The following is a 22,711-nucleotide window of genomic DNA, read 5'->3' on the forward strand; positions in this document are numbered from 1 at the left end:
CACGTCGGAACGACGTATAAGCGCGCCCTTCTCGAAAATTTCTCGGACGGGACTAGGCGGTGTCAGGCTGTCCCGGCGACTCTACTGCGCGGCGTGAGAGATCATCTTATCATAGCGCCATCAACACTCAATGGAGACTTTGCGATGCGCAAGCCCCGCGATTTTGATTCGGAACTCAAAGCCCTGGCTGACAAGGCCAAGGCGCTCAAGGAGCGGCGTGTGAGGCAACTTGGCGAATTGGTGGCCGCGACCGGGGCCGATGCGCTCGACGCCGATATACTGGCCGGGGCACTGCTCCATGTTGCCACGGTGAAGGACGCCGCGACAAAGGAGGGCTGGCGCAAGGCGGGCGTGGCGTTCTTTCTTGGCAAAGGCGGCAAGTCTGCGGGCGGACCTTCTGGCCAGCAAAGCGGTACTCTCCCACTCGACGGCGGCGCGTCATCGACTTGAGGCTCGGAAGGCACGAGCCGACATGCGGGATTGGCAGGTCAAGCGGCGGGAGAGAACGCGGCATCTGATCGAACTGGGCGGCCTCGTCATCAAGGCGGGGCTGGTCGATCTGACCGATGATGATCGCGCGACGCTCTACGGCGCGTTCCTCACCCTTGCCGACCGGCTGCGCGGAGAGGAACGCGCCAACGCGCTTGCCCTCTGGAAGCGCAAGGGGAAGCGCGGGTTCACCGCAGAGGACGCCCGAGCAAACGCAGAAATAAATCGCTGAGGCGGGGCCATCCCGACGATTGTGCAGTGGCATGAAACTGAACTATTCCACTGCATGGCTGCCGATGACTGCCGGAATGCACGCAAGCTTCCCGGTTCCGGGCACATCGGCAATGATTTCCTGCCAGTGATGGTCGAAGCTGCCTAGCCAGCGTAGGATACGCGCCTGCATATCCAGCCGTTGCGTTCACTCGCGCATGGCGACCAACGGTTATCGGAAGGCGCGCTTCTGGGCCTCATTGATCAACGTGCGCCGTTCGGTCTCCTCCGCAGCGCGCGCCATTTGTTCCCAACGTTCAGCGGACTGCTCATGCTGCCGTCGCCGGTTGGGGAGATCTGCCTTCGAAGCCGCGAGACGCTCGCTGGCGGCGTTCTGGTGGTAGAAATCGGCGGCGCTCATGTTTCCACCTCGCAAGTTGATGATCCATTACCCCGCAGCCGATGGCGAGGCGTCGCAGTGACCTCTCGCCGCTCTGTGCAACATGGTTGATCGCCAATCATAGCCGTTGTCATGTCGCAGGTAAAACTAGCGTCGTACCATCGCAATCGGCCGCTCCCTGATGGCAGCATTCGTCATGGCAAGCGACTATGCGACGGATAAAGCATCTCTGCCGCATACTCCGGCGCATCGGTCACATGCGAGGCCAGCGCGCTGCCCTAGATCGAAAGCTCAAAGCTGTCCGGCAACGCTTCAATCAGTTGGTAAGCCTCGATCGGTAAAAAGGAAGCATGCCCAGCCGAATAAATCGCCGTGTAGCTTCGCGAGAGAGCGTGTTCCTTCGGGGAAGGGCGACCGGATTCACTGCCGCCGAGCCGTCGGTGCATCGCGTGCGGAACATATCGGCGGGAGGCGCTTGCATCGATGGCGCCGGACACTTGAAGGTTGGACAGACGCTGTTACTCGACATCGGGCGCCTGGAAGAAATCGCGGCCACGACCGTTTGGGTTAGGGATGAACTGGCAGGATTGCGGTTCGCCAAGGACATCGATCCGCTGGACGCGAAAACGCGAGGCCAGGCCAGTCCACCGCGCGGCAAATTCAGCCAAGGGTGATGCCAATGTGCTGCTCGGTTCCCCGTGGTGACGTCCTCGGAACCAGGGAAGGCCAGGCGGGAAGGATGTAGACGAACAATTCGCCGAGCCGTCCGAACAAAGCGTCGCTTTCTGCTTCCATCGGCCCCTATTCCGATGGAAGGAACGGCACGGTTGTGTAACAATTGCATCGCATAGCGGTGAAAGAACACATAGGAGCGGGATGGAAGGTCAGCCGGTGAAATCGGCCATTTTGCTATCTTATTGAGGTATGCCTGTGACATCGCCGCCGCCCAACCCTGGACTGCCATTCGGACAATGGCTCGCCGAGATTGCCGAGATAAATGGCGACTTGCATAGTCTGATCATGTTTTCCAGGGCCGATCCGCTGTTCCCACGCGATGGCGAACCCGACGCCGTGCGCTCCCGCCTTCAATCGGTCTGGGCCGATCAGGACTTGCTGCCTGTTGTCGATGAAGCCGAGCGACTATGGCGTTCGACGTGTCAAGGCGACAGTAGCGGGGTTACTCCGTCCGGCAAACTGCGGAAATAGCGCTGGCCGATCTCTGATAACAACGCTTCGTTAATCACTTTTTCATGATTATACGCAAAACCATTAATGCGTCCTTACGGTCCCCACCAGGGCGTGCTTCGATCAGACCCCGGCGCCCCCCCCTTTTGTGGCGTCGGGGTTAACCGATGTGGAATTGATGGCCGAATATCTTGTTTCCTGCGTTCAGCGCGATCTAACAAAACTGAATCACCCTTTGTACCGCCTCGGTGGTCGAGATCACGAAACCATGCAACGGTGGAACCGAGATGTCTCTATGGTCATCGACCTGATCCGAAAGGGGGATGACAGCTTCTGGCTACAAATCGGCGCCAATCTCGTCCGGATTGAAGTGGCTGAGAAACCGCGAAGGCTTGTGTTGAGTGATGGGTTTGCGATAGATGCCCTGCTGAATCTCCCCGGCTGCTTATAGACCCAATAAGTGCCCGTGTTGACAGGATCGGCGAGATTCTGCGAAGTCTTTCTTTGCGGGGTCAGTCACAAAGCAAGGCTTCGCAGCCCGGCATAGAGCGGGGGGCATTAGCGCCGGGATAGCGCCCCTAGAAGACGGCAGATGAACCGTTTATGAAAGGTGGCGAACCGATTCCGGCACCACGATAATTCGATACTGCCCAGCTTGCCTCGATCATGACACCGCTATATGCGTGAGAGATGCCGAAGCTATGCGAAAAACTACCAGTGCCATGGGATGCTTCGGCCATCGTTGGCGTAAGGCGATCACGGGAAGGGGAGTATACGCCCGAACTGGTCGGCCTGTCGCTCAACCAGGCATTGGATCATGTTATGAACCCCAGCCACCCCATGCGGATAAAGTTTTGTATATGGGTGCGATGGGGCGATCGGGACTTCCAGATCGAACGCCGCGCTATCATGAAACTGGCATCGGCTCCCGATCGCCCTCAGATACTGGCGATAGATATCGGGGTCGTGTCCCAGGAGGTGGTGTAGGAACCGTCAATCCACGGCAGGATCGGGATCGGGTTCGGGTCAGGCAGCCAGAGCTGGCAGGCTGACAATGGGGTTATGGCTCACCGCGCCGATTGTTTCCAGCGTCATGTAGCGGCGTGACACCGCCCATTCATCATTCTGCTCCAGCATCAGCGCGCCGACGAGGCGTATGACCGAGGCATCATTGGGAAAGATGCCGATGACATCGGCCCTTCGCTTAATCTCCTTGTTCACCCTTTCCAGCGGGTTGGTGGACGCGATCTGCGCCCAGTGATCCTTCGGGAACGCCATGTAGGCAAGCACATCCTCGCGCGATGCGTCCATCATGTCGGCCAGCTTCGGGAACTTCTCGCGCAGGGCATCGGCGACCTGCTCCCACTGCTGGTGCGCCGCTTCGGTCGTCTCCTGCGCGAAGATCGTCTTGATCATGGCAATCACGGCGGGCCGCTGTTTGGGCGCGGCATGGGCCAGCGCGTTGCGCATCCAGTGCACCCGGCAGCGTTGCTGGCTCGCGGCAAACACCTTGCTGGCGGCAGCGCGCAGTCCCCTGTGATCATCGGCGATGACCAGCTTCACCCCGCGCAGTCCGCGATCCGCCAGCGAACGCAGGAAGGCTTTCCAGAAGGGCTCCGCCTCCGAAGGGCCGGTGGCGACGCCCAGAACTTCACGGCGGCCATCGGTGTTGACGCCAACGGCGATTATCGTCGCCGTCGAGACGATCCGTCCGCCCTCACGCACCTTGAGGTAGGTGGCGTCGATCCACAAATAGGGCCACTCGCCCTCGATCGGGCGGGTGAGGAAGGCGTTCACCCGCTCGTCAATCTCGGCAACCAGGCGGCTGACCTGGCTCTTCGATACGCCGCTGGCGCCCATCGCCTTAACCAGATCGTCGACCGAACGGGTCGAGACGCCGTGCACATAGGCCTCCTGGATCACCGCTGCCAAGGCCTTCTCGGCGGTGCGGCGCGGCTCCAGGAAGCTCGGAAAGTAGCTGCCTTTGCGCAGCTTCGGGATCGCCAGATCGATCCGACCGGCACGGGTGTCCCATCCCCGTTCGCGGTAGCCGTTGCGGTGGTTCAGTCGCGACTGGCTGCGACTGCCGGCGGGCGCACCGGTTCTGGCCTCAATCTCCAGATCCATCATGCGCTCAGCGGCAAAAGCCAGCATCTCGCGCACCAAATCGCTGTCAGCCCCTTGCTCGATCAGCTCAACAAGGGCCATTCTGTCATCGGTCATCGTCTTCTTCTCCAGGTTCGAGTTCGCATCCGAACCCTACCAGAAGATCGACGGTGGCCACCCTCTCAGGGAAACCTTCCTACACCACCCCGTGGGACACGACCGATATCGGCGGTGCTCACGTTCCAGCCGCACAAGTCGGTGATCCAGACCAAAATACCCTCTAGCATGATGCATGCGATATTGCTCGCTATGGGCCTATCGTTCATTCCCGGTCATTCAATATTCATGCACGGCAGCTAAAAGAGGTCCGGCGAGGCCCCACAACTTGAGGACTGCATCCGGTGGGGCCTCGTTCCTTGCAGCGCCGAAGGGAGCAAACGCCCCACACTGAGGAGTCATCATGCATCGCTGATAATTCGCGGCATCGCCCGCAGTGTGATGCCTGACGAGCAGCCTCGCCTCGCCTTTTCCGTGATATATGTCGCTCAGGTCGTCAGATCCTTTGCCAATGCCCCTGCGCGCAACCATTGCTCGAACGTCATGGGCTGCCGATCGAGGGAGCGAACCACATACAGCATCCTGCGGCGGACGACGAAGGGCAGTGTCCACATGCGTTTGGCTATCTGCCGGTAGTTGAGGCCATCGACGCGACTGAGAAGAAAGGTTTCGAGAACCGGCGCGGGCAGCGTCTGGAGAAAGGCGATGTTGACGATCAGGTCGTCATCGCACCCGCTATCCCAGGCCAGCGGTTCGCTATGGCCCAAAGCGCGCAAGCGCTCCTGGCACGAGGCGCGATAACGGCGGCGCAGGTCGCTTTCGGCAGGCGCGATGTCCGTATTTCTCCAACGCTTCGACACGCCGCCATCCAGGATCGCGGCGATCATGCCCAGCGCTTCAGCCACGCATGCCTGAACTGCGCTGTCGCTGATGGACAAGCGATGAGCGATTTCGGCGTAAGAGAGGTCGTCCACGCGGTGCATCAGGAATATCGCGCGCGTCACGACCGGAAGTCGCGCCACGGCGGCGTCATAGGCCGCACGCAATTGGTGGGATGGCTCACCCATGCGCAGTCTCCCCGATAGCGGTAGCTATTGCGTCAAGTCTTTCGCGGCATCTGGTTTCCACCAGATGGTTCAGCGTTGCGGCACGCTCCATCGCCCATGCCAATTCCTCCCGGCTGATGCGGAAGTTCCGGCCGTAACGGACCTCGACATAAGCGCGACGAATGCAGCCGAAAACACGGCGCTCGAACAGGGTGTCGCGCGGCCATGCCTTGGCAAGTTCCCTATCAAGTTCTTCAGCCACCTCGCGCAATTCGTCGAGTGCGTGGGTGCGTAGCCCGTGCAGGGCGAGTGACCAAGCCACACACTGATAGAGATGCTCGCAGGCCTGATGCAGCAGCAGCGCTGCCATCGGCATATTGTCCCGCCTTTGATAGAATGCTGCACCCAACAGGAATTCCGTCGCACGCCCATGCCAACGGGCAAACTCCGCTTTTCCATGTTCATGATGACGGGCGGCAGGCAATGTGCGTGGCGACTCCATTCGCGCGCTGCTCGCCTCATAAAGCGCGATGCCCTCGGTCGCGATCGTGACAAACCATGGCACGCCATGAACGAGCGCGTGGTTCACGTGGCTCAGGCTGTGTACGCAGAGCCGCACCGGATGCGTGATTTCACCCAATTCCCACCCCCGGCGGAGCCGATCGCGCACCGCCGTCCAATCGCCGCGGCGGGCAGCAAGCTTGTTGTGGTTGACGATCGCGAGCAACCGAATCGGCGCGGCGGGAGGAGCGAATGCCCAATTCTGCGCCGCATGATGGCCATAAAGGATCAACTTGACGATATGGCCTGATTTGTAGCGTTCAGTGCGCTTGCCCGCGAGCATGGCGTCGAACCCCTCAAACAGCAGCGCGGCAATTCGGCGGACCTCCTGCTGCATGGCAAATGGCAGATGGTCGAGATCGGTGCGCAACATCATGCACCCCTCTCCCCCGGCAGGCCGGTGTAGCCGGTGATCCGTCCCACAGCGTTGAGCAATGTCGCGACCGTCTCCACGATCTCGGCGGGCGGAATGACGGCAAGCACGGCGCGCGCCTGATCGGGCGTTCGTCCTTGACGGTGATAGCGCGACAGCGGCGGGATCAGCCGCGCCAGTTCCGGCGAGGGCGGCGGCATTCCGTTTGCCTGCGCCTCTTCCAGCTCCCGCTCAAGATCGAGGCCGATATGCTGGCGGTTCCACTCGTCGGAACAACCTGCGCGAAGCAGGAGCGTCTTTAGCGCAAACTCGCTCGCATTGGCCGCTTCGCGCACGACGAGCGAGGGACGATCACGCGCATGCCCTTCCACCATCAGCCCCACGAAATCCACCGCGCGGCGATAAAATGTCACGGCCAGGATACGGTCGAAGTCGCCGGGACGGTGATAGAGGTCGAGATTATGGCGGGGATGCTGGCCAAGGCCGGGACGCAGGGACTGGGGCTGTGCATCGTCGCCAAGGCGGGCCAGCAATGCGCCGAACGCCTCCGACAGATGCATTTCGGCTTCTGCGGCGCTGGCGTGCAGCTTGTTGGCGATCCGGGCGAGGTCAAAACCACGGCGGCGGTATTGGGCGAACGCCGCGCTCTGCGGCTCGTCCAGCGCGTCGGCCCCCGCCGTGATCCGGTCATGGATCGTTTGGCGTTCGGCACTTGGCGGGTCCATCGCCCGGTCGAAGAGAATGATCCCACCGTCATAGCGCTTGGCCAGCCAGGGATTGGTAAGATGAAAGCGTCCGGCCTCGGCAATGGTGAAGACGGAAAGCTCGACGGCTATTGCCCGACCCAGTTCCGATTTAAGCACGGCCTGGGCGCGGCCCCAGTAGCGTTCCAGTCCCTTATAGGCCTCATGATCGACAAAGCCCCAGATGTCGAAGACGAGCGGTTCGTTGCCCCATTTCACCGGCTTGCCCGTGTCGGCATGGTCGCCTACCAGCATCAACCAGTGCAGCGTCCCGCGCCTCGGCGCGCTGCTGCGGCGATCGACGAAGTAGGCGCGCAATATCCGTACAGCGCGTTCCATCGCCATTCGGCCGAAGGCATCGAGATGAAGCACGCGTGCCAGGACGCGCTCGCGCATCTCATTGTGATCGCGCGTCGCGCGCCGTTGGTCCGCACCATGGGCCAGCGCATCATGGTTGTCGTCCATAAGACCTCCACTCCGCATCCATGGCGGATGAGGCGGAAGCGACGGGGTGGATGCGGCATTGGTCCCGAACTCCCGCGCGCTGGGCGCGGGAGCCGCCGGAACTGCTAACATGCCAGAGACATGCGCCGCCGCCTTTGACCCGAAGGTTTGGACATACGCGACGGCATCCCGGAAAACGAGGTTTCCGAGTTGGTTCTCTGGGCAGGATTAGCAGTCCTGGCGCTGCCTTTTGCGCAACGCGCGGACAGCTTATCAAAAAATGGGTGCGAAACAAAGAGGGGACAGGATTGGCGGTTTGTAGCCAACCGTCTGTGGAATGTCGTTCTTTGGTTCCAGCAAGAAACGAACCGCCCCGGCTTGGCCGGGGCGGTTTTTTCAAATCGGGATCGATCGTGCCCGTCCCGGTCGCGCGCTTGCGGACGCGAGGAACCCGGAGGCGAAGCCGCCTCCGGGTCGGGCAAGGTCAGGCGGCTTTGGCCATTGGCTGCGCCTTCTTTTCATCGGCGGCTTTGGCGGTATCGAACAGTGGCGCAATCGCATTCCACCGCTCGGCACTGCCGACGCCGCCCCGGTCGGTATAGGTTGACGGGGGAAAGGCCATCCAGCGCGGCACCCAGCCATCCACTTTGGTGCGTCCGCCCGTTCCCGCAAGACAATCGCGCACGATCTGGCGCTGCACCCTGACGCTCTCCCCGGCATTGGCCGTCGCTACGGCATCGCCAGCGACCTCTCCGACAATACGGCCGATCACTTGCTTGGCGCGGATGCTATCGAGCAGTGCATCATCGGCCTGCCAGACCGCCGCCATATCGACGCGGAGCAACGCGCCCACCAACTCGACTATTGCGCTTCCTGCCGTCAGCGTCTCGCCCATCACGATCGCGAGGATCGACAGCACCGCTTCGTCGGGCAGCTTCAACAGGCGCAAGAACAGCCCCGGCAGTCCATCATCCCCGATATAGCCGTTCGTCACGGTAGGCGTTTCGGTATCGAAGCCCAGCAACGCCAGAACCCCGCGCCGTCCGGCGTCAAACATCGCTTCCGAAACACAGACCTCCACGCTCTCGGCGATGGCGTCCGTGCTGGCGCGCTGCTTCTCCACGTCCACCCGCCACATCGGCGAACCGACAATGGCATGAGCCACCATCAGGCGTAGCGCCATGGCAGGCTGTGAGAGCAAGGCGGCGCGCACAGCGGCATGGCGGTGAAGATCGACATAGTTCTGGATCGGCGCGCTAATCTCTGGGCGCACTGGCTTGGTTCCGGCGTCGTCCCCTTCAACATGCTTCTTGCGCCTCCGGACTTCTTTGGTGGTCAGATACCCCTCATGGAAGGTGACTTCGCCGCGATGGCTGATGGCGACATAAACCCGTCCGCCTCTCTTCTTGGGGCAGCGCTCATGCTCCCATGTGTGGAAATACGCACCGCGTTCCATGACGACGACCTCCGGCCATCCTGCCTCCCGATAGCTTGCGGCTCGTTCCTCGACCGCCGCCATCTGTGCCGTCCAGAAATCGGAGGGAGAGGCGAAATAGCTGTCCTCCCCAAACAGGTCGGAGACGATCTCGCCGGAATAGCTGGTGAGGTCGAATAGCGCGACCTTGGTGGAAATGGCCGCGCCGCCCATCAGCCATGATTTGAGATTCTGACCCATGGGGGCGTGATCGTTCTCACTGTCGAACAATGCCAGCCAGTCCCGCTGTTGCCCCTTGGTGGCAAGGGTCAGGTGCCGCACGGTGAGCGCATCTATCCTCTCGGCCCGATAGAGATTGCGGATGCGGGGCATGAGATTGCCCAACGCAAGGGTGCGCTTCACCTGCAATGCGGTCAGGCCGAAGGTAAGGGAAATGTCCTCCACATTGCGGCCTTCCCGGACCAGCCGCGTAAAGGTTTCGCATTGGGTCATTTCATCGGGGTCGAGCCGGGCGATATTCTCGATAAGCGAGGCCTCCAGCGCCGCCGCATCGTCGCCCGCTTCCATGACGGCGCAGGGCAACGGGTCGATGCTCCCGCTTTCCTCCGCCACGGCCAGCGCTGCATGATAGCGCCGCTTGCCTGCCACGATTTCATAGGTGTCTGGCGATCCATTCTGCCGCACGATCAGCGGCACAAGGATGCCCCGCGCGCGAACGGACGGGAGGATATTGGTGAGGTCCGGTGCCTTCCTGATGCCCCGCATATTGGCAGGCGAGACCGAGAGGCAGGCGATATCGATATGCTTGAGTTCCATTGTCCTTACTCCTTGCCAAAACACCGGCCCCGAAGAGCGGGGTGGGCGGCGAGAGCGACCGGAAGGCGCGTCGGCAGAGGCGGGCTGCACCTGCAAGGCTGAAACGAAGAGGAAGACCCGGCACCGCCGGGTTGCGGTCCGCCGCGACGGGCCTAGAGGGTAGCGACGCCCACACCGCTTGCCGGAGCCGCTTAACGCCATCGCGGTCGCCGCGATGTCCCCATGGGGATTGACCTGGCAATCCCCGCGTCATGCGATCGTGACGCCGAAGGCGACGAGACGGCGCGCAGCGGTGGCTCGGTGGAGCGAAGCGGAATAGAGCGCGGCCCGTGCGGAATGCGCGGGGACGCCCGCCATCGGTTCATGAGAACAAGCCCTGCCATGGCGACCTTGCAGCGAGCTGTTGTAAGGGGGGCTTCCAATCAATTCCATGTTGGCAGAAAGCCCTGTGTGTTAAAGTCAGGCGGGCGCGAACATGCCACTATCCCCGACGTAGGCTTACCCCGCTGGGAGCCACAACGGAATAGATTGGCATTTCATCTGCGTTGCATCGCACGGATACGGCTGAGCGGGCGACGGTTTGGGACAGTAATGGCACTTTGCAGCACCGTGTCGCCCAAAAGGAGATTGGAACTGTTGGATGTGAAGCGGCCACCGAAGCGAGCGCGACAGGCTCAATGCGCTGTCTGCGGGCGGCGTATGTCGGGAAAATGGGCTAAGCTGGATGGAGTGATGACCCTCATGCCTCGTTTTCACAGCAGGATTGGAGGTCGCACCTGTCTAGGAACCCGCCAAGCCGCAATTCTTCTCGATCATCTATGTGCGGATGAGGCGGGCCATTTTTGACCACATGATTATGTGGCAACTGCGGTGAAGATCACCCGTTCTTTTGTGGCGGTGAATGGAAGGCCCCTTAACCCGCGCAACCTCGACGCCTGCTTGCAGCGTCGATAGCTTTTACCGGTTCCCGCCACATCTCTTTTATCGCGGCGATGGTGGTGGGGACACATCATTCTACAGCGACGCGTAGCAATAGCGCAGTCGGACGTTTTCGGCGCGTCAATTCGGCCTGCGCGGCTGTAAGGCAGGAAGCGCCCCCATCATGCCAACATAGCAGGCGCGCCTCGGCAGTTTTAAAACACAATTGGAAGAATTAGCGCGATATTGGCGCAGTCGGCACTTCAGTACCCGCGCCCTTGCGGGGTGGGATCGTTTGAGGCAGATTGATTCGCGACGGGCAGGCCATCGAAAAGGACGATGGATATGCTAAATACATCATAGCTCAGACGATCTGCGGGGACCGGCGAGCGTAAAAATCGTGGCAATCAGGCAACAGTGCCTGAGAAAATGCGCATGGATGATGAGGCAGGCAAATCCCCGCCAATTCCCTCTACGTCCGCCGATGTCCCTCACCGTCCCTCTACAGCCCTACGACATGTATCCGGGCGGCCTGACAGGCTGCAATGGATGTCTTGTCTTGCGCGGAAACTCCGCCAATTCTGGCTTTAGGGGGCTTTGGCAACGCATGACTTGAAAGCTCTCTTATGCCCAACACCGATCGTATCATTCGCCTCAAAACCGTTCTCGACCGCACCGGCCTTTCCCGGTCCACCATTTACCGCAAGATCGCGGAAGGGACATTCCCCCGGCAAGTGCCAATCAGCGTCCATGGCGCTGGCTGGCATGAGTCCGCCGTCAATCGCTGGGTCGCCGATCCCGGCGCTTACCGGCCGGACAACGACAATCCTCCATCGCTTGGGAAGTCCAGTCATGGAGAAGGGTGACAACGCCGCGCCGCCCAATCGATTGGCCGCCGCCAACGATAACGGGACGGGCACTGAGCCGCCCAGCGTGGACATAGATGCGGCGCTGATCCGCATCGCGGAGTCTATCGGTCGCCATATTGCGCGCCAACATATCCGCGCGTGCAGGGCCGCCAATGACAATGAGCCGGAAGGAACGGATTGATGGAGCTATTGACATCAATGCCATTCGATGGCATATAATCCATCATGAAGGCGGAACCGTTGCTCAACGAACGTCACCAGCTTGATGCGAAGTCCTTTGTAGAGCTTCGTATCTGGCGGGTGCCGCAGCCGGTGAAGGGATCGATACACGATCTCAAATATGCCCTCGCCTATATTGTCGATGGCGTCTGCGTGCTGCGCTACGACAATGAGGCCGGCAAGAGCGATCATCGGCATATCGGCGAGAGCGAAACGGCCTATGCCTTCACGACGCCCGCCGCATTGCTGGCGGACTTCTGGAAGGACGTGGACCAATGGAGGCAAAAATGAACATCGTAACGCTCTCCGTCGCCAGCCGCGACGATGTGACGCGCCGTGCGCTTGCCGCTTTCGGGGGCGAGGCCCAGGGCGCGCATCATAGCTTCGCCAGTCCCGATCTGTTGTGGCAGACGCTCACCCGCAAGCGCTGGGATTTGATCCAGGCGATGACCGGGCAAGGCGTCATGTCGATCCGTGAGGCTGCGCGGCGCGTGGGCCGGGACATGAAGGCGGTGCATGGCGACGTGCAGGCACTCATCGGCGCTGGTGTAATCCATAAGGAAGGGCGCGGCATCGTCTTTCCCTATGACGGCGTCCATGTCGATTTCATGCTGACCAAGGCTGCCTGACGGCGGAACGGATCGCAGGAGCTTTTCTCATGACCCGCATTGCCCTTTATGCCCGTTACTCCTCGGACCAGCAGAGCGCCGCATCGATCGAGGATCAGCTTCGCATCTGCCGCGAGCGCGCCGAGCGTGAGGGCTGGCATGTCGTCCACAGCTATCAGGATGCCGCGATATCGGGTGCGAGCATGATCCTGCGTCCGGGCATTCAATCGCTTCTCCAGGACGCACAGGCGGGTAAGTTCGACATCGTTATTGCCGAAGCGCTCGACCGTGTGTCGCGCGATCAGGCGGATGTGGCGACGCTCTACAAGCATCTTCAGTTTGCGCGCGTGCCGCTGGTGACGCTGGCCGAAGGCGAGATCAGCGAATTGCATGTCGGCCTCAAGGGCACGATGAACGCGCTGTTCCTCAAGGACTTGGCGAAGAAGACCCATCGCGGGCAGCGCGGGCGCGTCGAAAAGGGGTTTTCGGCGGGGCCGGTGGGTTATGGCTACCGCACGGTGCGGCGGCTCTCGAGCGAAGGCGAGCTGGTGAGGGGCGAATGCCGGATCGCGCCGGCAGAGGCGCCCATTGTGGAGCGCATCTTCCGCGAGTTCGCGGCGGGCAAGAGTCCGCGCGGCATCGCGCGTGACCTGAACCGGGACGGCATTCCCGGTCCATCCGGCCGCCCTTGGAGCGACACGACCATACGCGGCAAGCCCAAGCTGGGCATCGGCATCCTCAACAACGAGATGTATGTCGGCGTGCGGGTCTGGAATCGCAAGCAGGCCGTCAAGGACCCGCGCACGGGACAGACCGTGCGGCGTCCCAATCCCGAATCCGAATGGGTCCGGGTCGAAGTGCCTGGCCTGCGAATAGTCAGTGACGATATGTGGCAGGCGGTGAAGCGGCGGCGAGATGTGCTGGTCGAGCAATATAAGCCGCTGCTCGATGGCCTTCGTGCGGCGCAGGCGAGCCGGATGCACCGTGCCCGTCGTCCCGTCACTCTGCTATCGGGCCTTGTCGAATGCGGCGTTTGCGGCGGCACGGTCGGCTTGGCGGTCAACGGGCGGTTTGGCTGTATCAATCACCATCGCCGCCATATCTGCGCCAACAACCGCACTATCCTTCGCAAAAAGCTGGAAGAGCGGGCGCTTGCGGGTCTGCGCGAACGGCTGGTGTCGCCGGAGAAGGTGCAGGCGGCGGTCGCCGCTTACGCCGAACATATCAACCGAGAGAACCGTGAACAGCGGGTGCAGATCGAAGCCGACCGCCGCGCGCTGGACAAGATCGAGCGCGCCATTGCCGGGATCATGACAGCGATCGAGGACGGGCTGTACCAGCCCACGATGAAGGCCCGCATGGCGGAACTGGAGCGGCAGAAGGCCGAAATCGCTACCCGCATGGCGTCGGCCCCGCAGGCTGTTCCAGACGTTCATCCCGGCATCGCTGGAATCTACGAACGGGAGGTAGAGCGATTCTCCCAAGCGCTCGAAGACCCGGAAACCCGGCTCGACGCCTCCGACGCCATTCGGTCGCTCATTCACCGGATTGTCCTGCATCCTGGCGACAAGTGGGGCGAAATCCATGCCACGCTACACGGCGCCCTCATGGGCATCCTCGACTTTGCAAAGGAAACCCCTCGACCCGCCCCCGTTGTTACGACAAAGGTGGCTCAGGGTTCGCTGGGGTGACGATAAGTGGAATGGCCGCTTCCAAGTAATGGCGCCCGCATATTTTGAAAACCGCAAATGGTCGCCTATGGCCATCACTCACCCCGTCAGCGGACAGGCATCCAGTCCGTTTTCGCTCCCCCACGCCACAGTCTTTCCTATTCCGCCATTCTCTGGTTTACCCTCACCGATGGACCAGCCACTCCCCAGGCCTGCCAACCGCTGGCCCATCGCACCCATGGCGCAAAGATGGCGCGAACCCGGCGCGTCGGTGTGGCGTCGATGTGACCCAATCCTGACCCCGAACTTACCCACCTGTAGCCTCGCGATAGCGTCGCAGGCGCGTCGGCGGCGCTTTTCGCGCAAATCGTTCGACAACGGTGTGAACTTCGGCCGTGGAGCGCAATCGGACCCTGCGCGACGCGCCGACATCACCAAATCCCCGTCCCCCCTTCATCTTGGCCGCCGCTTGTTCTATGCCCGCAATCCAATTCCCAAGGGGACGTTGTTTTGATCCTGGACCTTGCCGCCGCCGCTTCGGGCGCCATTCGCTTTGAAGATCTGGGGCTGGACCCCGTCGCCCTCAATCTGGGCTTCTTCACGCTCAAATGGTACAGCCTCGCCTATCTGTCGGGCATCCTGATCGGCTATTGGTATCTGCTCAAACTGGTCGCCCAGCCCGGTTCGCCGATGGGCCGCCGCCATGCCGACGACATGATCTTCTATGCGACGCTGGGCATCATCATCGGCGGGCGGCTCGCCTATGTGATCTTCTACCAGCCCGAAATCCTCGCCCACCCGCTCGATATCTTCAAGCTGTGGAATGGCGGCATGTCCTTCCATGGCGGCGCGGTCGGCGTGTCGCTCGGCATCCTCTACATGGCGTGGAAGGAAAAGCTGAGCTGGCTGCGCATCCATGATTATGTCGCCTGCGTCGTGCCTTTCGGCCTGTTCTTCGGCCGACTCGCCAATTTCGTGAACGGCGAATTGTGGGGCAAGGAAACCGACGTGCCCTGGGGTATGATCTTCCCCACCGGCGGCGATCTGCCGCGCCATCCCAGCCAGTTGTATGAAGCCGCGCTCGAAGGCGTCGTCCTCTTCCTCATCCTCGCCTTCGCCTTCTGGAAGACACGCGCGCGCTACAAGCCGGGCATGTTGGTCGGCCTCTTCCTGCTGGGCTATGGCTGCTTCCGCTTCGGCGTGGAATATGTCCGCGAAGCCGACGCCCAGTTGATGGAGTTCGCCGCGCGCACCGGCCTGCACATGGGTCAGTGGCTGTGCGTGCCGATGATCCTGGGCGGCCTCTACCTGATCGTCACCGCCGGCCGCCGCCGCGTCCGGGTGGAACCGATCGCCGGGATGAACAGTGTCGCCTAAACCCTTGGCCGATCTGCCGTTGGCCGATCGGCTGGCGCGGCAGATCGCTTCAGGCGGGCCGATCTCGGTCGCGCACTATATAGCGGAGGCGAACCAGCATTATTACGCCACCCGCGATCCGCTAGGCGCGGACGGCGATTTCACCACGGCGCCGGAAATCAGCCAGATGTTCGGCGAGCTGGTCGGCCTGGCGCTGGCCGACGTCTGGATGCGATCGGGCCGCCGCCCCGAAGCCGTCTATGCCGAGCTGGGGCCGGGCCGCGGCACCCTGGCGGCCGACGCGCTGCGGGCGATGGAGCGGGCGGCGCTCGCGCCCAAAGTGCATCTGGTCGAAACCAGCCCGGCGCTGCGCGGCCGCCAGCTGGCCCTGCTGCCCCATGCCGTCCACCATGACAGCATCGACAGCCTGCCCGACACCGGCCCGCTGCTGGTCGTCGCCAATGAATTTTTCGATGCCCTGCCCGTCCGCCAGTGCATCCGCGTCGGGGACGAATGGCGCGAGCGCGTCGTCGTCAGCCGGGAGGCGGAGGGCCGCTTCCTGCCCGTCCCCGGCTATCGTCGTATCGAATCGGGCCTGCCGCCGCTCGCCGTGGAAGCCCCAGAAGGCGCGATCCTCGAATCGCCGATCGTGGGCGCCGGCATCGCCTATGCGCTGGCCCACCGCATCGCCAAGCAGGGCGGCGCCGTCATCATCATCGACTATGGCCATGAAGGCCCGGCGCTGGGCGACACCCTCCAGGCGGTGAAGGGACACCAGTTCGCCGATCCTTTCACCGATCCGGGCGAAGTGGACCTGACCACCCATGTCGATTTCACCGTGCTGGGCAATATGGCGCGCCAGGCGGGCCTGCGTGTCCATGGCCCGGTCGGCCAGGGCGATTATCTGCGCCAGCTCGGCATCGACGCCCGCGCCGACCAGCTCGCCCGCACCGCCCCCACCCGCGCCGCGGAGATAGGCGCCGCCCGCCACCGCCTGACCGACGAAGCGGAAATGGGCAGCTTGTTCAAGGCGATGACCTGGACTCATCCCGACTGGGCGGACCCGGCCGGGTTTGATCGGGTTTAATCGTCCTGGTGGTAACGGCCCAGCTTGCGGATGAAGCCGATCAGGCCGGTCTGTCGGCTGCGCTTCATCCGTTCGGCGTGCAGGATCGTCTGGACCCGTGCAAAGCAGTCCTCGGCATCGACATTGCACAGCACATAATCATAGCCGTCCCAATGCGCGATCTCGCCCGCGGCGCGCGCCATGCGACCCTCGATCACCGCCTCGCTGTCGGTCGCCCGCCCGCGCAGGCGACGCTCCAGCTCCTCCATGGACGGCGGCAGGATGAAGATGCGGACGACGTCGCCGCCGGCAATCTGGTGCAATTGCTGCGCACCCTGCCAGTCGATGTCGAACAATACGTCCTGGCCAGCCTTCAACATCGCCTCGACCGGGCCACGTGGCGTGCCGTAACGCTGGCCGAACACATGCGCCCATTCCAGAAACTCATGGTCGCTCGTCATCCGGCGGAACTCTTGCAGATCGACGAAATGATAATCCTTGCCCTCGATCTCCCCCGGCCGCATCGGCCGCGTGGTCGCCGATACCGACATGGACAGGTCCGGTTCGGCCGCCAGCAGTTTGCGCGCAATGGTGGATTTGCCCGCGCCGGAGGGGGAGGAAAGGACGAAAAGAACGCCCCGCCGCTTGAAATCGGGAGTCTCTGAAGGAAGGGTGTCGGCCATGGCCGCTAGTGACGCCTGAAACGCGATTTTGCAAGAGGGGGCTGGGGAGAGACGATGCGACGCACACAAAGGATCAACCGGCGCGGCCTCATCGCCGCCGCCCTGATCGCACTGGCCGCTTGCGTCATCCTGTTCCTGATGCGCCGCCCCCCCATCTGCACCTGCGGCTATGTCGAATTGTGGCACGGCGCGCTCGACAGCGGCAACAGCCAGCATATCGCCGACTGGTACAGCCTCAGCCATGTGATCCACGGCTTCCTGTTCTACGCGGGCGCACACCTGTTGCTGAAACGCCGGCCGATCGGGCCTCGGCTGGCGCTGGCCGTGCTGATCGAATCGGCATGGGAGATATTGGAAAATTCGCCGATCATCATCGACCGCTATCGCGCCGCGACGATCGCGCTCGGCTATTCCGGCGACACCATCCTGAATTCGATGAGCGATATCGGCATGATGACGCTTGGCTTCCTGTTCGCTGCCCGCGCGCCAACTTGGGTGACGGTCATGCTCGCGATCGTGCTGGAATTGCTGGCGCTGGCGGTGATCCGCGACAATCTGACGCTCAACGTCCTGATGCTGACCTGGCCCATCGACGCGGTGCGCGAATGGCAGGCGGCGCTTTAGGCCTTGGCCTTGCGCGCGCTTTCGATCGGAATAGGCTCGCCGCTCTTGTCGGGCAGCAGTTTGAGGTTCTTTTTACGCTCCGCCTCGCGCTTGGCCTCATACAGCTTGCCCGCCATATAGGCGCCTGTCACGAACAGCGCGCCGGCGGGGTAGCGCATGATGATGCGCTTGGCGCCTGCGCCCGCGATCAGGCCGAACACGCCCTTCTTGCCCGTCGCCGCCGCGACCCGCGCAGCGACCACCGTGGCACCGACCCGCGCCGCTTTTCGCAGCAGGCCCGCCTTTTTGGGCGGACGGATCGTCACCAACGGGGCGGAGGGGGTGAGGGCTTTTTTCTTCATACAGGGTTAATGTACCGGATGCCCGCCGGTTCCGCCATGTTGATCTGGATCAGACCATATTTTCCGGCCGCACCAGCCGGTCGAAGGTCGTCTCGTCCACCAACCCCAGTTTCAGCCCTGCCTCTTTCAGCGTCTGCCCCGTCTTATGGGCGTGCTTGGCGATGGCGGCGGCATTGTCATAGCCGATCTCCGGGGCCAGCGCGGTCACCAGCATCAACGACCGATCGACCAGCTCGGCGATCCGCGCTTCATTCGCGACCAAACCCTCGACGCAGCGCTCCGCGAAACTCTCCATGCCGACGCTCAGCAGATGGATGGAGCGCAACACATTAGCGCCGATCAGCGGCATGAACACGTTGAGTTCGAAATGGCCCTGCATCCCGCCGATCGTCACGGCCTGCGCATTGCCGATCACCTGTGCCGCGACCATGGTCAGCGATTCGCACTGGGTCGGGTTGACCTTGCCGGGCATGATCGAACTGCCCGGCTCATTGGCGGGCAGGTCCAGTTCGCCCAGACCCGATCGCGGCCCCGATCCCAGGAAGCGGATGTCGTTGGCGATCTTCGTCAGCGACACCGCCAGCGTGCTCAAGGCGCCCGCAAAGAAGACCAGCCCATCCTTGGCGGCGAGCTGCTCGAACTTGTTGGGCGCGCTTTCGAACGGGGCGCCCGCGATATCGCTGATCGCCGCGACCATATCCTCGGCCCAACCTTGGGGCGCGTTGAGGCCGGTGCCGACGGCCGTGCCGCCGATCGCCAGCTTGCGGATATTGCCGTTGAGCGCCCCCTCGATCCGCGCGCGGCCGCTGACCAGTTGCGCGGCATAGCCGGAAAATTCCTGGCCCAGCGTCAGGGGCGTCGCATCCTGCGTATGGGTGCGGCCGATCTTGACGATATGGCTCCAGGCCTGCGCCTTGGCGGTCAGCGCCGCCGTTAGCTTTTCGAGCGCGGGGATCAGCCGGTCGCGCGTCGCCATCACGGTTGCGACATGCAGCGCGGTCGGAAAGCTGTCGTTGGACGACTGGCTCATATTCACATGGTCGTTGGGATGGACCGGGCTCTTGCCGCCGCGCGTGCCCGCCAGTTGCTCATTAGCGAAACCCGCGATCACCTCGTTCACGTTCATGTTGGTCTGGGTGCCCGACCCGGTCTGCCAGATGACGAGCGGAAACTGGTCGTCCAGCGCGCCCGACACGATCTGCTGCGCCGCATCCTCGATCGCGGCGACGAGGCTGGCGTCCAGCCCATGCGTCCCGTTCACCCGCGCCGCCGCCTGCTTCACGATCGCCTGCGCATGGACGATGCCGAGCGGCATCCGTTCGGTGTCGCCGTAGGGGAAATTCTCGATGCTCCGCTGCGTCTGCGCCCCCCAATAGGCGGCGGCAGGCACCTCTATGGCGCCGATGCTGTCGGTTTCGGTGCGGGTAGTGGCGGACATGCAGATAGTCTCCTTTTGAGAAAGAATCTCAAGAGACTGTCATGTAAGGCAGGGCTGCAAAATTCCAATGACCAACGGCGCGACATGCCCCGCGGACGGACAGCTCTACTTCTTCTTCCCGAAGTCCACCGTCACCACGTTGGAGCCATCTTCGGCCGTCACCTGCGGGCCGTCATTTTCCGCCTCCTCGTGCGGCTGCGGCAATTCGTCCGCCGCGACCTGGAACTGGAGCGCGAAATTGACGGCCGGATCGACGAAGGCGGTGATCGCGCTGAAGGGAATGTTGAGGTGGGCCGCGACCTGGTTGAAGGTCAGGCTGACTTCGAAATGATGGTCGCTGACCTTCAGGTCCCAATATTTATTCTGGAGGACGATCGTCATCTCGTCCGGGAAGCGCTCCACCAGATGTTTGGGGATGTCGACGCCCGGCGCGTTCGTCTTGAAGGTGATGTAGAAATGATGCGCGCCCGGCAGGCCGCCGGACTGCTGCACCTCGCCCAGCACGCGGCCGACGACTGCACGCAGGGCCTCCTGCACGATTTCGTCATAGGGAATCAGGCTGTCGGGCAGATCTTCACTCATGGCGCAATGTCCTAACGGCCCGAAACAGGCGGTCAACCCCCGCAGGCGGATTGCACGCCCAGATTGCATGGCAGATTGCATGACGGGCGCTACGCGCTATAGGGCGGCCATGCGCACGGCCGAGATTCACCGCAACACGGCGGAAACCCAGATCGACGTCACCGTCAACCTCGACGGTACTGGCCTCTATACGGTGTCGACGGGCATCGGCTTCCTCGACCATATGATCGAGCAGTTGTCGCGCCATTCGCTGATCGACATGACCGTCAAGACGGTCGGCGACCTGCATATCGACCAGCATCATACGACCGAGGATACCGCGATCGCGATCGGCGAGGCGCTGGGGAAGGCGCTGGGCGACAAGCGCGGGATCAGCCGCTACGGATCGGTCTATTCGCCGATGGACGAGACGCTGAGCCGCGTTGCGCTCGACATTTCGGGTCGCCCCTGGCTGGTGTGCAAGCTGCCCTTCACCGTCACCAAGGTCGGCGAATGGGACACGGAGATGGTGGAGCATTTCTTCCACAGCTTCGCCCAGGCAGCCGGCATCACGCTGCATATCGAGCTGCTCTATGGCAGCAACAACCATCATATCGTCGAAAGCGCGTTCAAGGGTCTGGCCCGCGCGCTGCGCCAGGCGGTGGAGATCGACCCGCGCAAGGCGGACGCGATTCCCTCGACCAAGGGCATGTTGTAACAGCGCAACGAAAGGCCGGACCCATGTTCATCATATCGCTGACCTACACGGCTCCGGCCGATATTCTGGACGGCCATCTGGCGGATCATCGGGCCTGGCTGGACCGCGGCATTGCCGATGGCTGGCTGCTTCTGGCCGGCCGCCGTGAGCCGCGAACCGGCGGTATATTGCTGGCCCGTGGCGATCGCGCGGCGATCGAGGCGAAGGCCGCGACCGATCCCTTCGTCGTCAACGGCGCCGCTACGGCTGAGGTGATCGCATTCAACCCGGTGCGCGCGGCGGCGGGCGTCACTCTGGAGAGCCTGCTCGCATGATCGCCCTGATCGACTATGGCGCGGGCAATCTCCATTCGGTCCATAATGCTCTGCGCAAGGCCGGCGCGCACGATGTCGCCATCACCGCCGACGCCGATGTCGTGGCCAGGGCCGATCGCATCGTCCTGCCGGGCGTGGGCGCCTTCCGCGCCTGCCGCGATGCGCTGGTCGCGATCCCCGGCATGGTCGACGCCATGAACGAGGCGGTGAACGGGCGCGGCGCGCCGTTCCTGGGCGTATGCGTGGGCATGCAATTGCTGGCCGATGCGGGCGAGGAGTTCGGCCGACATGAGGGGCTGGGCTGGATTCCCGGCACCGTCCGTCTGATCGAACCAGCCGACGCCGCCGTCAAGGTGCCGCATATGGGCTGGAACGATGTGGTGCTGAACGGCGCGCCGCCGCTCATCGAGGCGGGCGAGGCCTATTTCCTGCACAGCTATCATTATGAGGCCGCCGATCCCGCCCATGTCGCCGCGACGACCGACCATGGCGGGCCTCTCGTCGCCGCAGTCGCGCGCGACACCATCATCGGCTGCCAGTTCCACCCCGAAAAAAGCCAGCGTTACGGGCTGGCCTTTATGGCGCGGTTTCTGGATTGGAAGCCGTGATATAATGCAACATCCGTTCGGTTCGAGCCTGTCGAGAACCCTCGCGCAACAGGTTCTCGACAAGCTCGAACCGACCGGAATTTTGGAAGTCGCATAATGTCCCTGATCGTCTTTCCCGCCATCGACCTGAAGAACGGCCAGGTCGTCCGCCTCGCCGAGGGGGATATGGACCGCGCCACCGTCTATGGCGACGATCCCGCCGCGCAAGCGCTGCTGTTCGCGCAAGCGGGCGCGCAGCATCTCCATGTCGTGGACCTCGACGGCAGCTTCGCCGGCCATGCCGTCAATGCGCAGGCGGTCGAGAAGATCGTCGAAGCCTTTCCCGGCCATGTCCAGTTGGGCGGCGGCATCCGTAATCGCGAAGCGGTGGAGCGCTGGTTCGACCTCGGCGTCTCGCGCATCGTGATCGGTACCGCAGCGCTCAAAGACCCCGCCTTCGTCAAGGCGGCGGCGCGCGACTTTCCCGGTGGCATCGTCGTCGCGGTCGATGCGCGCGACGGCTTCGTCGCGACCGACGGCTGGGCGGAAAAGAGCGATATGGAAGTGATCGACCTGGCCCGTCGGTTCGAGGATGCCGGCGTCGCATCGCTGCTCTTCACCGATGTCGGCCGCGACGGGATGCTCAAGGGCTGCAATATTGACGCGACCGTCGATCTCGCCCGCGCCACCGACATTCCGGTGATCGCCAGCGGCGGCGTGGCGGGGATCGCGGACATCCGCATCCTCAGCCTCCATGCCGACGAAGGGATCGAAGGCGTCATCACCGGCCGCGCCCTCTATGACGGGCGGCTGGACCTCAAGACCGCGCTGGCGGTCGCCAAGGCGGCGGCGTGAGTAACGTGACATCCCACGG

The 22,711-nt window shown here is 62.7% G+C and carries 26 protein-coding genes; 16 read left to right on the top strand and 10 right to left on the bottom strand.

The genetic code is table 11. The features are described 5' to 3' along the window. The first annotated feature begins 144 nt into the window (after positions 1–144). Both V473_RS14350 and V473_RS14355 read left to right on the top strand, forming a co-directional pair. Entirely contained in the window at positions 145–450 is a 306-nt protein-coding gene (locus V473_RS14350) for a conjugal transfer protein TraD (protein WP_066606283.1), read from the top strand. Between the two features lie 22 nt (positions 451–472). Continuing rightward, entirely contained in the window at positions 473–721 is a 249-nt protein-coding gene (locus V473_RS14355) for a conjugal transfer protein TraD (RefSeq protein ID WP_066606284.1), read from the top strand. 210 nt (positions 722–931) lie between these two features. On the opposite strand, the gene V473_RS14360 is transcribed toward V473_RS14355, so the two are convergent. Beyond that, complete coding sequence (locus tag V473_RS14360) at positions 932–1,120, bottom strand: hypothetical protein (protein ID WP_066606286.1); 189 nt, start codon at positions 1,118–1,120, stop codon at positions 932–934. Positions 1,121–1,449: 329 nt separating this feature from the next. Here V473_RS14360 and V473_RS23000 point away from each other — a divergent pair, with 329 nt between their 5' ends. Further along, on the top strand, positions 1,450–1,773 hold the full coding sequence (locus V473_RS23000) for a PilZ domain-containing protein (protein WP_082679146.1): 324 nt from the start codon (positions 1,450–1,452) through the stop codon (positions 1,771–1,773). 689 nt (positions 1,774–2,462) lie between these two features. Then, on the top strand, positions 2,463–2,735 hold the full coding sequence (locus V473_RS23645; protein WP_141249454.1) for a hypothetical protein: 273 nt from the start codon (positions 2,463–2,465) through the stop codon (positions 2,733–2,735). A gap of 575 nt (positions 2,736–3,310) precedes the next feature. Here V473_RS23645 and V473_RS14370 read toward each other — a convergent pair. From V473_RS14370 to V473_RS14390, 5 genes are all read right to left on the bottom strand, one after another. Beyond that, positions 3,311–4,507, bottom strand: coding sequence for an IS256 family transposase (locus tag V473_RS14370; protein ID WP_066606292.1), 1,197 nt, complete (start codon positions 4,505–4,507; stop codon positions 3,311–3,313). A gap of 428 nt (positions 4,508–4,935) precedes the next feature. Next, entirely contained in the window at positions 4,936–5,514 is a 579-nt protein-coding gene (locus V473_RS14375) for an RNA polymerase sigma factor (RefSeq protein WP_082679147.1), read from the bottom strand. Beyond that, complete coding sequence (locus tag V473_RS14380; protein ID WP_066606297.1) at positions 5,507–6,430, bottom strand: HEPN domain-containing protein; 924 nt, start codon at positions 6,428–6,430, stop codon at positions 5,507–5,509. The genes V473_RS14375 and V473_RS14380 overlap by 8 nt, the downstream gene beginning before the upstream one ends. Further along, positions 6,427–7,635 (bottom strand): hypothetical protein, encoded by a 1,209-nt coding sequence (locus tag V473_RS24260; RefSeq protein WP_176482667.1) that lies wholly within the window; start codon positions 7,633–7,635, stop codon positions 6,427–6,429. Before V473_RS24260 ends, V473_RS14380 begins: the two co-directional genes overlap by 4 nt. Positions 7,636–8,098: 463 nt before the next feature. Then, positions 8,099–9,865 (bottom strand): ParB/RepB/Spo0J family partition protein, encoded by a 1,767-nt coding sequence (locus tag V473_RS14390; RefSeq protein WP_066606300.1) that lies wholly within the window; start codon positions 9,863–9,865, stop codon positions 8,099–8,101. A 1,544-nt stretch (positions 9,866–11,409) separates the two neighbouring features. On the opposite strand from V473_RS14390, the gene V473_RS14395 reads away from it, so the two are divergent. The 7 genes from V473_RS14395 to V473_RS14425 all read left to right on the top strand — a co-directional run bounded on the left by V473_RS14395 (position 11,410) and on the right by V473_RS14425 (position 16,592). Next, entirely contained in the window at positions 11,410–11,649 is a 240-nt protein-coding gene (locus V473_RS14395; protein WP_066606304.1) for a helix-turn-helix transcriptional regulator, read from the top strand. Next, positions 11,636–11,833: a hypothetical protein gene (locus tag V473_RS14400; RefSeq protein WP_066606307.1), complete on the top strand. Its 198-nt coding sequence runs from the start codon at positions 11,636–11,638 to the stop codon at positions 11,831–11,833. The genes V473_RS14395 and V473_RS14400 overlap by 14 nt, the downstream gene beginning before the upstream one ends. A gap of 44 nt (positions 11,834–11,877) precedes the next feature. Continuing rightward, positions 11,878–12,162, top strand: a complete 285-nt coding sequence (locus V473_RS14405) for a toxin-antitoxin system TumE family protein (protein ID WP_066606313.1) — start codon at positions 11,878–11,880, stop codon at positions 12,160–12,162. Beyond that, on the top strand, positions 12,159–12,500 hold the full coding sequence (locus V473_RS14410) for an HVO_A0114 family putative DNA-binding protein (protein WP_056683795.1): 342 nt from the start codon (positions 12,159–12,161) through the stop codon (positions 12,498–12,500). Before V473_RS14405 ends, V473_RS14410 begins: the two co-directional genes overlap by 4 nt. A 29-nt stretch (positions 12,501–12,529) precedes the next feature. Next, positions 12,530–14,170, top strand: a complete 1,641-nt coding sequence (locus V473_RS14415; protein ID WP_066606316.1) for a recombinase family protein — start codon at positions 12,530–12,532, stop codon at positions 14,168–14,170. Between the two features lie 489 nt (positions 14,171–14,659). Beyond that, on the top strand, positions 14,660–15,526 hold the full coding sequence (gene lgt, locus V473_RS14420; RefSeq protein ID WP_066606319.1) for a prolipoprotein diacylglyceryl transferase: 867 nt from the start codon (positions 14,660–14,662) through the stop codon (positions 15,524–15,526). Next, the gene (locus tag V473_RS14425) at positions 15,516–16,592 is read left to right on the top strand and encodes a class I SAM-dependent methyltransferase (RefSeq protein ID WP_066606321.1); all 1,077 of its coding nucleotides are present in this window, start codon (positions 15,516–15,518) and stop codon (positions 16,590–16,592) included. Before lgt ends, V473_RS14425 begins: the two co-directional genes overlap by 11 nt. On the opposite strand, the gene gmk is transcribed toward V473_RS14425, so the two are convergent. Beyond that, positions 16,589–17,254 carry a guanylate kinase gene (gmk, locus tag V473_RS14430; protein WP_066606324.1) on the bottom strand — a complete coding sequence of 222 codons (666 nt, stop codon included), beginning with the start codon at positions 17,252–17,254 and terminating at the stop codon, positions 16,589–16,591. The two genes, V473_RS14425 and gmk, sit on opposite strands and share 4 nt — an antisense overlap. 54 nt (positions 17,255–17,308) lie before the next feature. Here gmk and V473_RS14435 point away from each other — a divergent pair, with 54 nt between their 5' ends. After that, positions 17,309–17,878 carry a DUF2585 domain-containing protein gene (locus V473_RS14435; RefSeq protein WP_066606327.1) on the top strand — a complete coding sequence of 190 codons (570 nt, stop codon included), beginning with the start codon at positions 17,309–17,311 and terminating at the stop codon, positions 17,876–17,878. On the opposite strand, the gene V473_RS14440 is transcribed toward V473_RS14435, so the two are convergent. The 3 genes from V473_RS14440 to V473_RS14450 all read right to left on the bottom strand — a co-directional run bounded on the left by V473_RS14440 (position 17,875) and on the right by V473_RS14450 (position 20,239). After that, positions 17,875–18,219 (bottom strand): hypothetical protein, encoded by a 345-nt coding sequence (locus V473_RS14440; RefSeq protein ID WP_066606329.1) that lies wholly within the window; start codon positions 18,217–18,219, stop codon positions 17,875–17,877. The genes V473_RS14435 and V473_RS14440 overlap by 4 nt on opposite strands. Positions 18,220–18,268: 49 nt before the next feature. Further along, positions 18,269–19,657, bottom strand: coding sequence for a class II fumarate hydratase (gene fumC, locus V473_RS14445; protein ID WP_066606331.1), 1,389 nt, complete (start codon positions 19,655–19,657; stop codon positions 18,269–18,271). Between the two features lie 105 nt (positions 19,658–19,762). Next, the gene (locus V473_RS14450) at positions 19,763–20,239 is read right to left on the bottom strand and encodes an SspB family protein (RefSeq protein ID WP_066606334.1); all 477 of its coding nucleotides are present in this window, start codon (positions 20,237–20,239) and stop codon (positions 19,763–19,765) included. Between the two features lie 109 nt (positions 20,240–20,348). Here V473_RS14450 and hisB point away from each other — a divergent pair, with 109 nt between their 5' ends. The 4 genes from hisB to hisA all read left to right on the top strand — a co-directional run bounded on the left by hisB (position 20,349) and on the right by hisA (position 22,692). Further along, a complete protein-coding gene (gene hisB / locus V473_RS14455) occupies positions 20,349–20,936 on the top strand; it encodes an imidazoleglycerol-phosphate dehydratase HisB (RefSeq protein ID WP_066606338.1) in 588 nt (195 codons plus the stop codon). Between the two features lie 23 nt (positions 20,937–20,959). Continuing rightward, positions 20,960–21,250: a YciI family protein gene (locus V473_RS14460; protein ID WP_066606340.1), complete on the top strand. Its 291-nt coding sequence runs from the start codon at positions 20,960–20,962 to the stop codon at positions 21,248–21,250. Continuing rightward, complete coding sequence (gene hisH / locus V473_RS14465; RefSeq protein ID WP_066606343.1) at positions 21,247–21,858, top strand: imidazole glycerol phosphate synthase subunit HisH; 612 nt, start codon at positions 21,247–21,249, stop codon at positions 21,856–21,858. Before V473_RS14460 ends, hisH begins: the two co-directional genes overlap by 4 nt. 96 nt (positions 21,859–21,954) lie before the next feature. Beyond that, a complete protein-coding gene (gene hisA / locus V473_RS14470; protein ID WP_066606346.1) occupies positions 21,955–22,692 on the top strand; it encodes a 1-(5-phosphoribosyl)-5-[(5-phosphoribosylamino)methylideneamino]imidazole-4-carboxamide isomerase in 738 nt (245 codons plus the stop codon). The last annotated feature ends 19 nt before the right edge of the window (positions 22,693–22,711 follow it).

Origin of the sequence: Sphingobium cupriresistens LL01, assembly GCF_001046645.1 — a bacterium.
Taxonomy (GTDB): Bacteria; Pseudomonadota; Alphaproteobacteria; order Sphingomonadales; family Sphingomonadaceae; genus Sphingobium; species Sphingobium cupriresistens.

Coding starts and splice junctions, on each gene's coding strand:
- V473_RS14415 (WP_066606316.1), top strand. CDS start 12,530: ATGACCCGCATTGCCCTTTATGCCCGTTACTCCTCGGACCAGCAGAGC.
- V473_RS14435 (WP_066606327.1), top strand. CDS start 17,309: ATGCGACGCACACAAAGGATCAACCGGCGCGGCCTCATCGCCGCCGCC.
- V473_RS14375 (WP_082679147.1), bottom strand. CDS start 5,514: ATGGGTGAGCCATCCCACCAATTGCGTGCGGCCTATGACGCCGCCGTG.
- V473_RS14450 (WP_066606334.1), bottom strand. CDS start 20,239: ATGAGTGAAGATCTGCCCGACAGCCTGATTCCCTATGACGAAATCGTG.
- V473_RS23645 (WP_141249454.1), top strand. CDS start 2,463: ATGGCCGAATATCTTGTTTCCTGCGTTCAGCGCGATCTAACAAAACTG.
- V473_RS14440 (WP_066606329.1), bottom strand. CDS start 18,219: ATGAAGAAAAAAGCCCTCACCCCCTCCGCCCCGTTGGTGACGATCCGT.
- V473_RS14410 (WP_056683795.1), top strand. CDS start 12,159: ATGAACATCGTAACGCTCTCCGTCGCCAGCCGCGACGATGTGACGCGC.
- hisH (WP_066606343.1), top strand. CDS start 21,247: ATGATCGCCCTGATCGACTATGGCGCGGGCAATCTCCATTCGGTCCAT.
- V473_RS14400 (WP_066606307.1), top strand. CDS start 11,636: ATGGAGAAGGGTGACAACGCCGCGCCGCCCAATCGATTGGCCGCCGCC.
- V473_RS14380 (WP_066606297.1), bottom strand. CDS start 6,430: ATGATGTTGCGCACCGATCTCGACCATCTGCCATTTGCCATGCAGCAG.
- V473_RS14395 (WP_066606304.1), top strand. CDS start 11,410: ATGCCCAACACCGATCGTATCATTCGCCTCAAAACCGTTCTCGACCGC.
- fumC (WP_066606331.1), bottom strand. CDS start 19,657: ATGTCCGCCACTACCCGCACCGAAACCGACAGCATCGGCGCCATAGAG.
- V473_RS14460 (WP_066606340.1), top strand. CDS start 20,960: ATGTTCATCATATCGCTGACCTACACGGCTCCGGCCGATATTCTGGAC.
- V473_RS14370 (WP_066606292.1), bottom strand. CDS start 4,507: ATGACCGATGACAGAATGGCCCTTGTTGAGCTGATCGAGCAAGGGGCT.
- V473_RS14355 (WP_066606284.1), top strand. CDS start 473: ATGCGGGATTGGCAGGTCAAGCGGCGGGAGAGAACGCGGCATCTGATC.
- V473_RS14350 (WP_066606283.1), top strand. CDS start 145: ATGCGCAAGCCCCGCGATTTTGATTCGGAACTCAAAGCCCTGGCTGAC.
- V473_RS23000 (WP_082679146.1), top strand. CDS start 1,450: ATGCCCAGCCGAATAAATCGCCGTGTAGCTTCGCGAGAGAGCGTGTTC.
- V473_RS24260 (WP_176482667.1), bottom strand. CDS start 7,635: ATGGACGACAACCATGATGCGCTGGCCCATGGTGCGGACCAACGGCGC.
- V473_RS14405 (WP_066606313.1), top strand. CDS start 11,878: ATGAAGGCGGAACCGTTGCTCAACGAACGTCACCAGCTTGATGCGAAG.
- V473_RS14390 (WP_066606300.1), bottom strand. CDS start 9,865: ATGGAACTCAAGCATATCGATATCGCCTGCCTCTCGGTCTCGCCTGCC.
- hisB (WP_066606338.1), top strand. CDS start 20,349: ATGCGCACGGCCGAGATTCACCGCAACACGGCGGAAACCCAGATCGAC.
- V473_RS14360 (WP_066606286.1), bottom strand. CDS start 1,120: ATGAGCGCCGCCGATTTCTACCACCAGAACGCCGCCAGCGAGCGTCTC.
- hisA (WP_066606346.1), top strand. CDS start 21,955: ATGTCCCTGATCGTCTTTCCCGCCATCGACCTGAAGAACGGCCAGGTC.
- gmk (WP_066606324.1), bottom strand. CDS start 17,254: ATGGCCGACACCCTTCCTTCAGAGACTCCCGATTTCAAGCGGCGGGGC.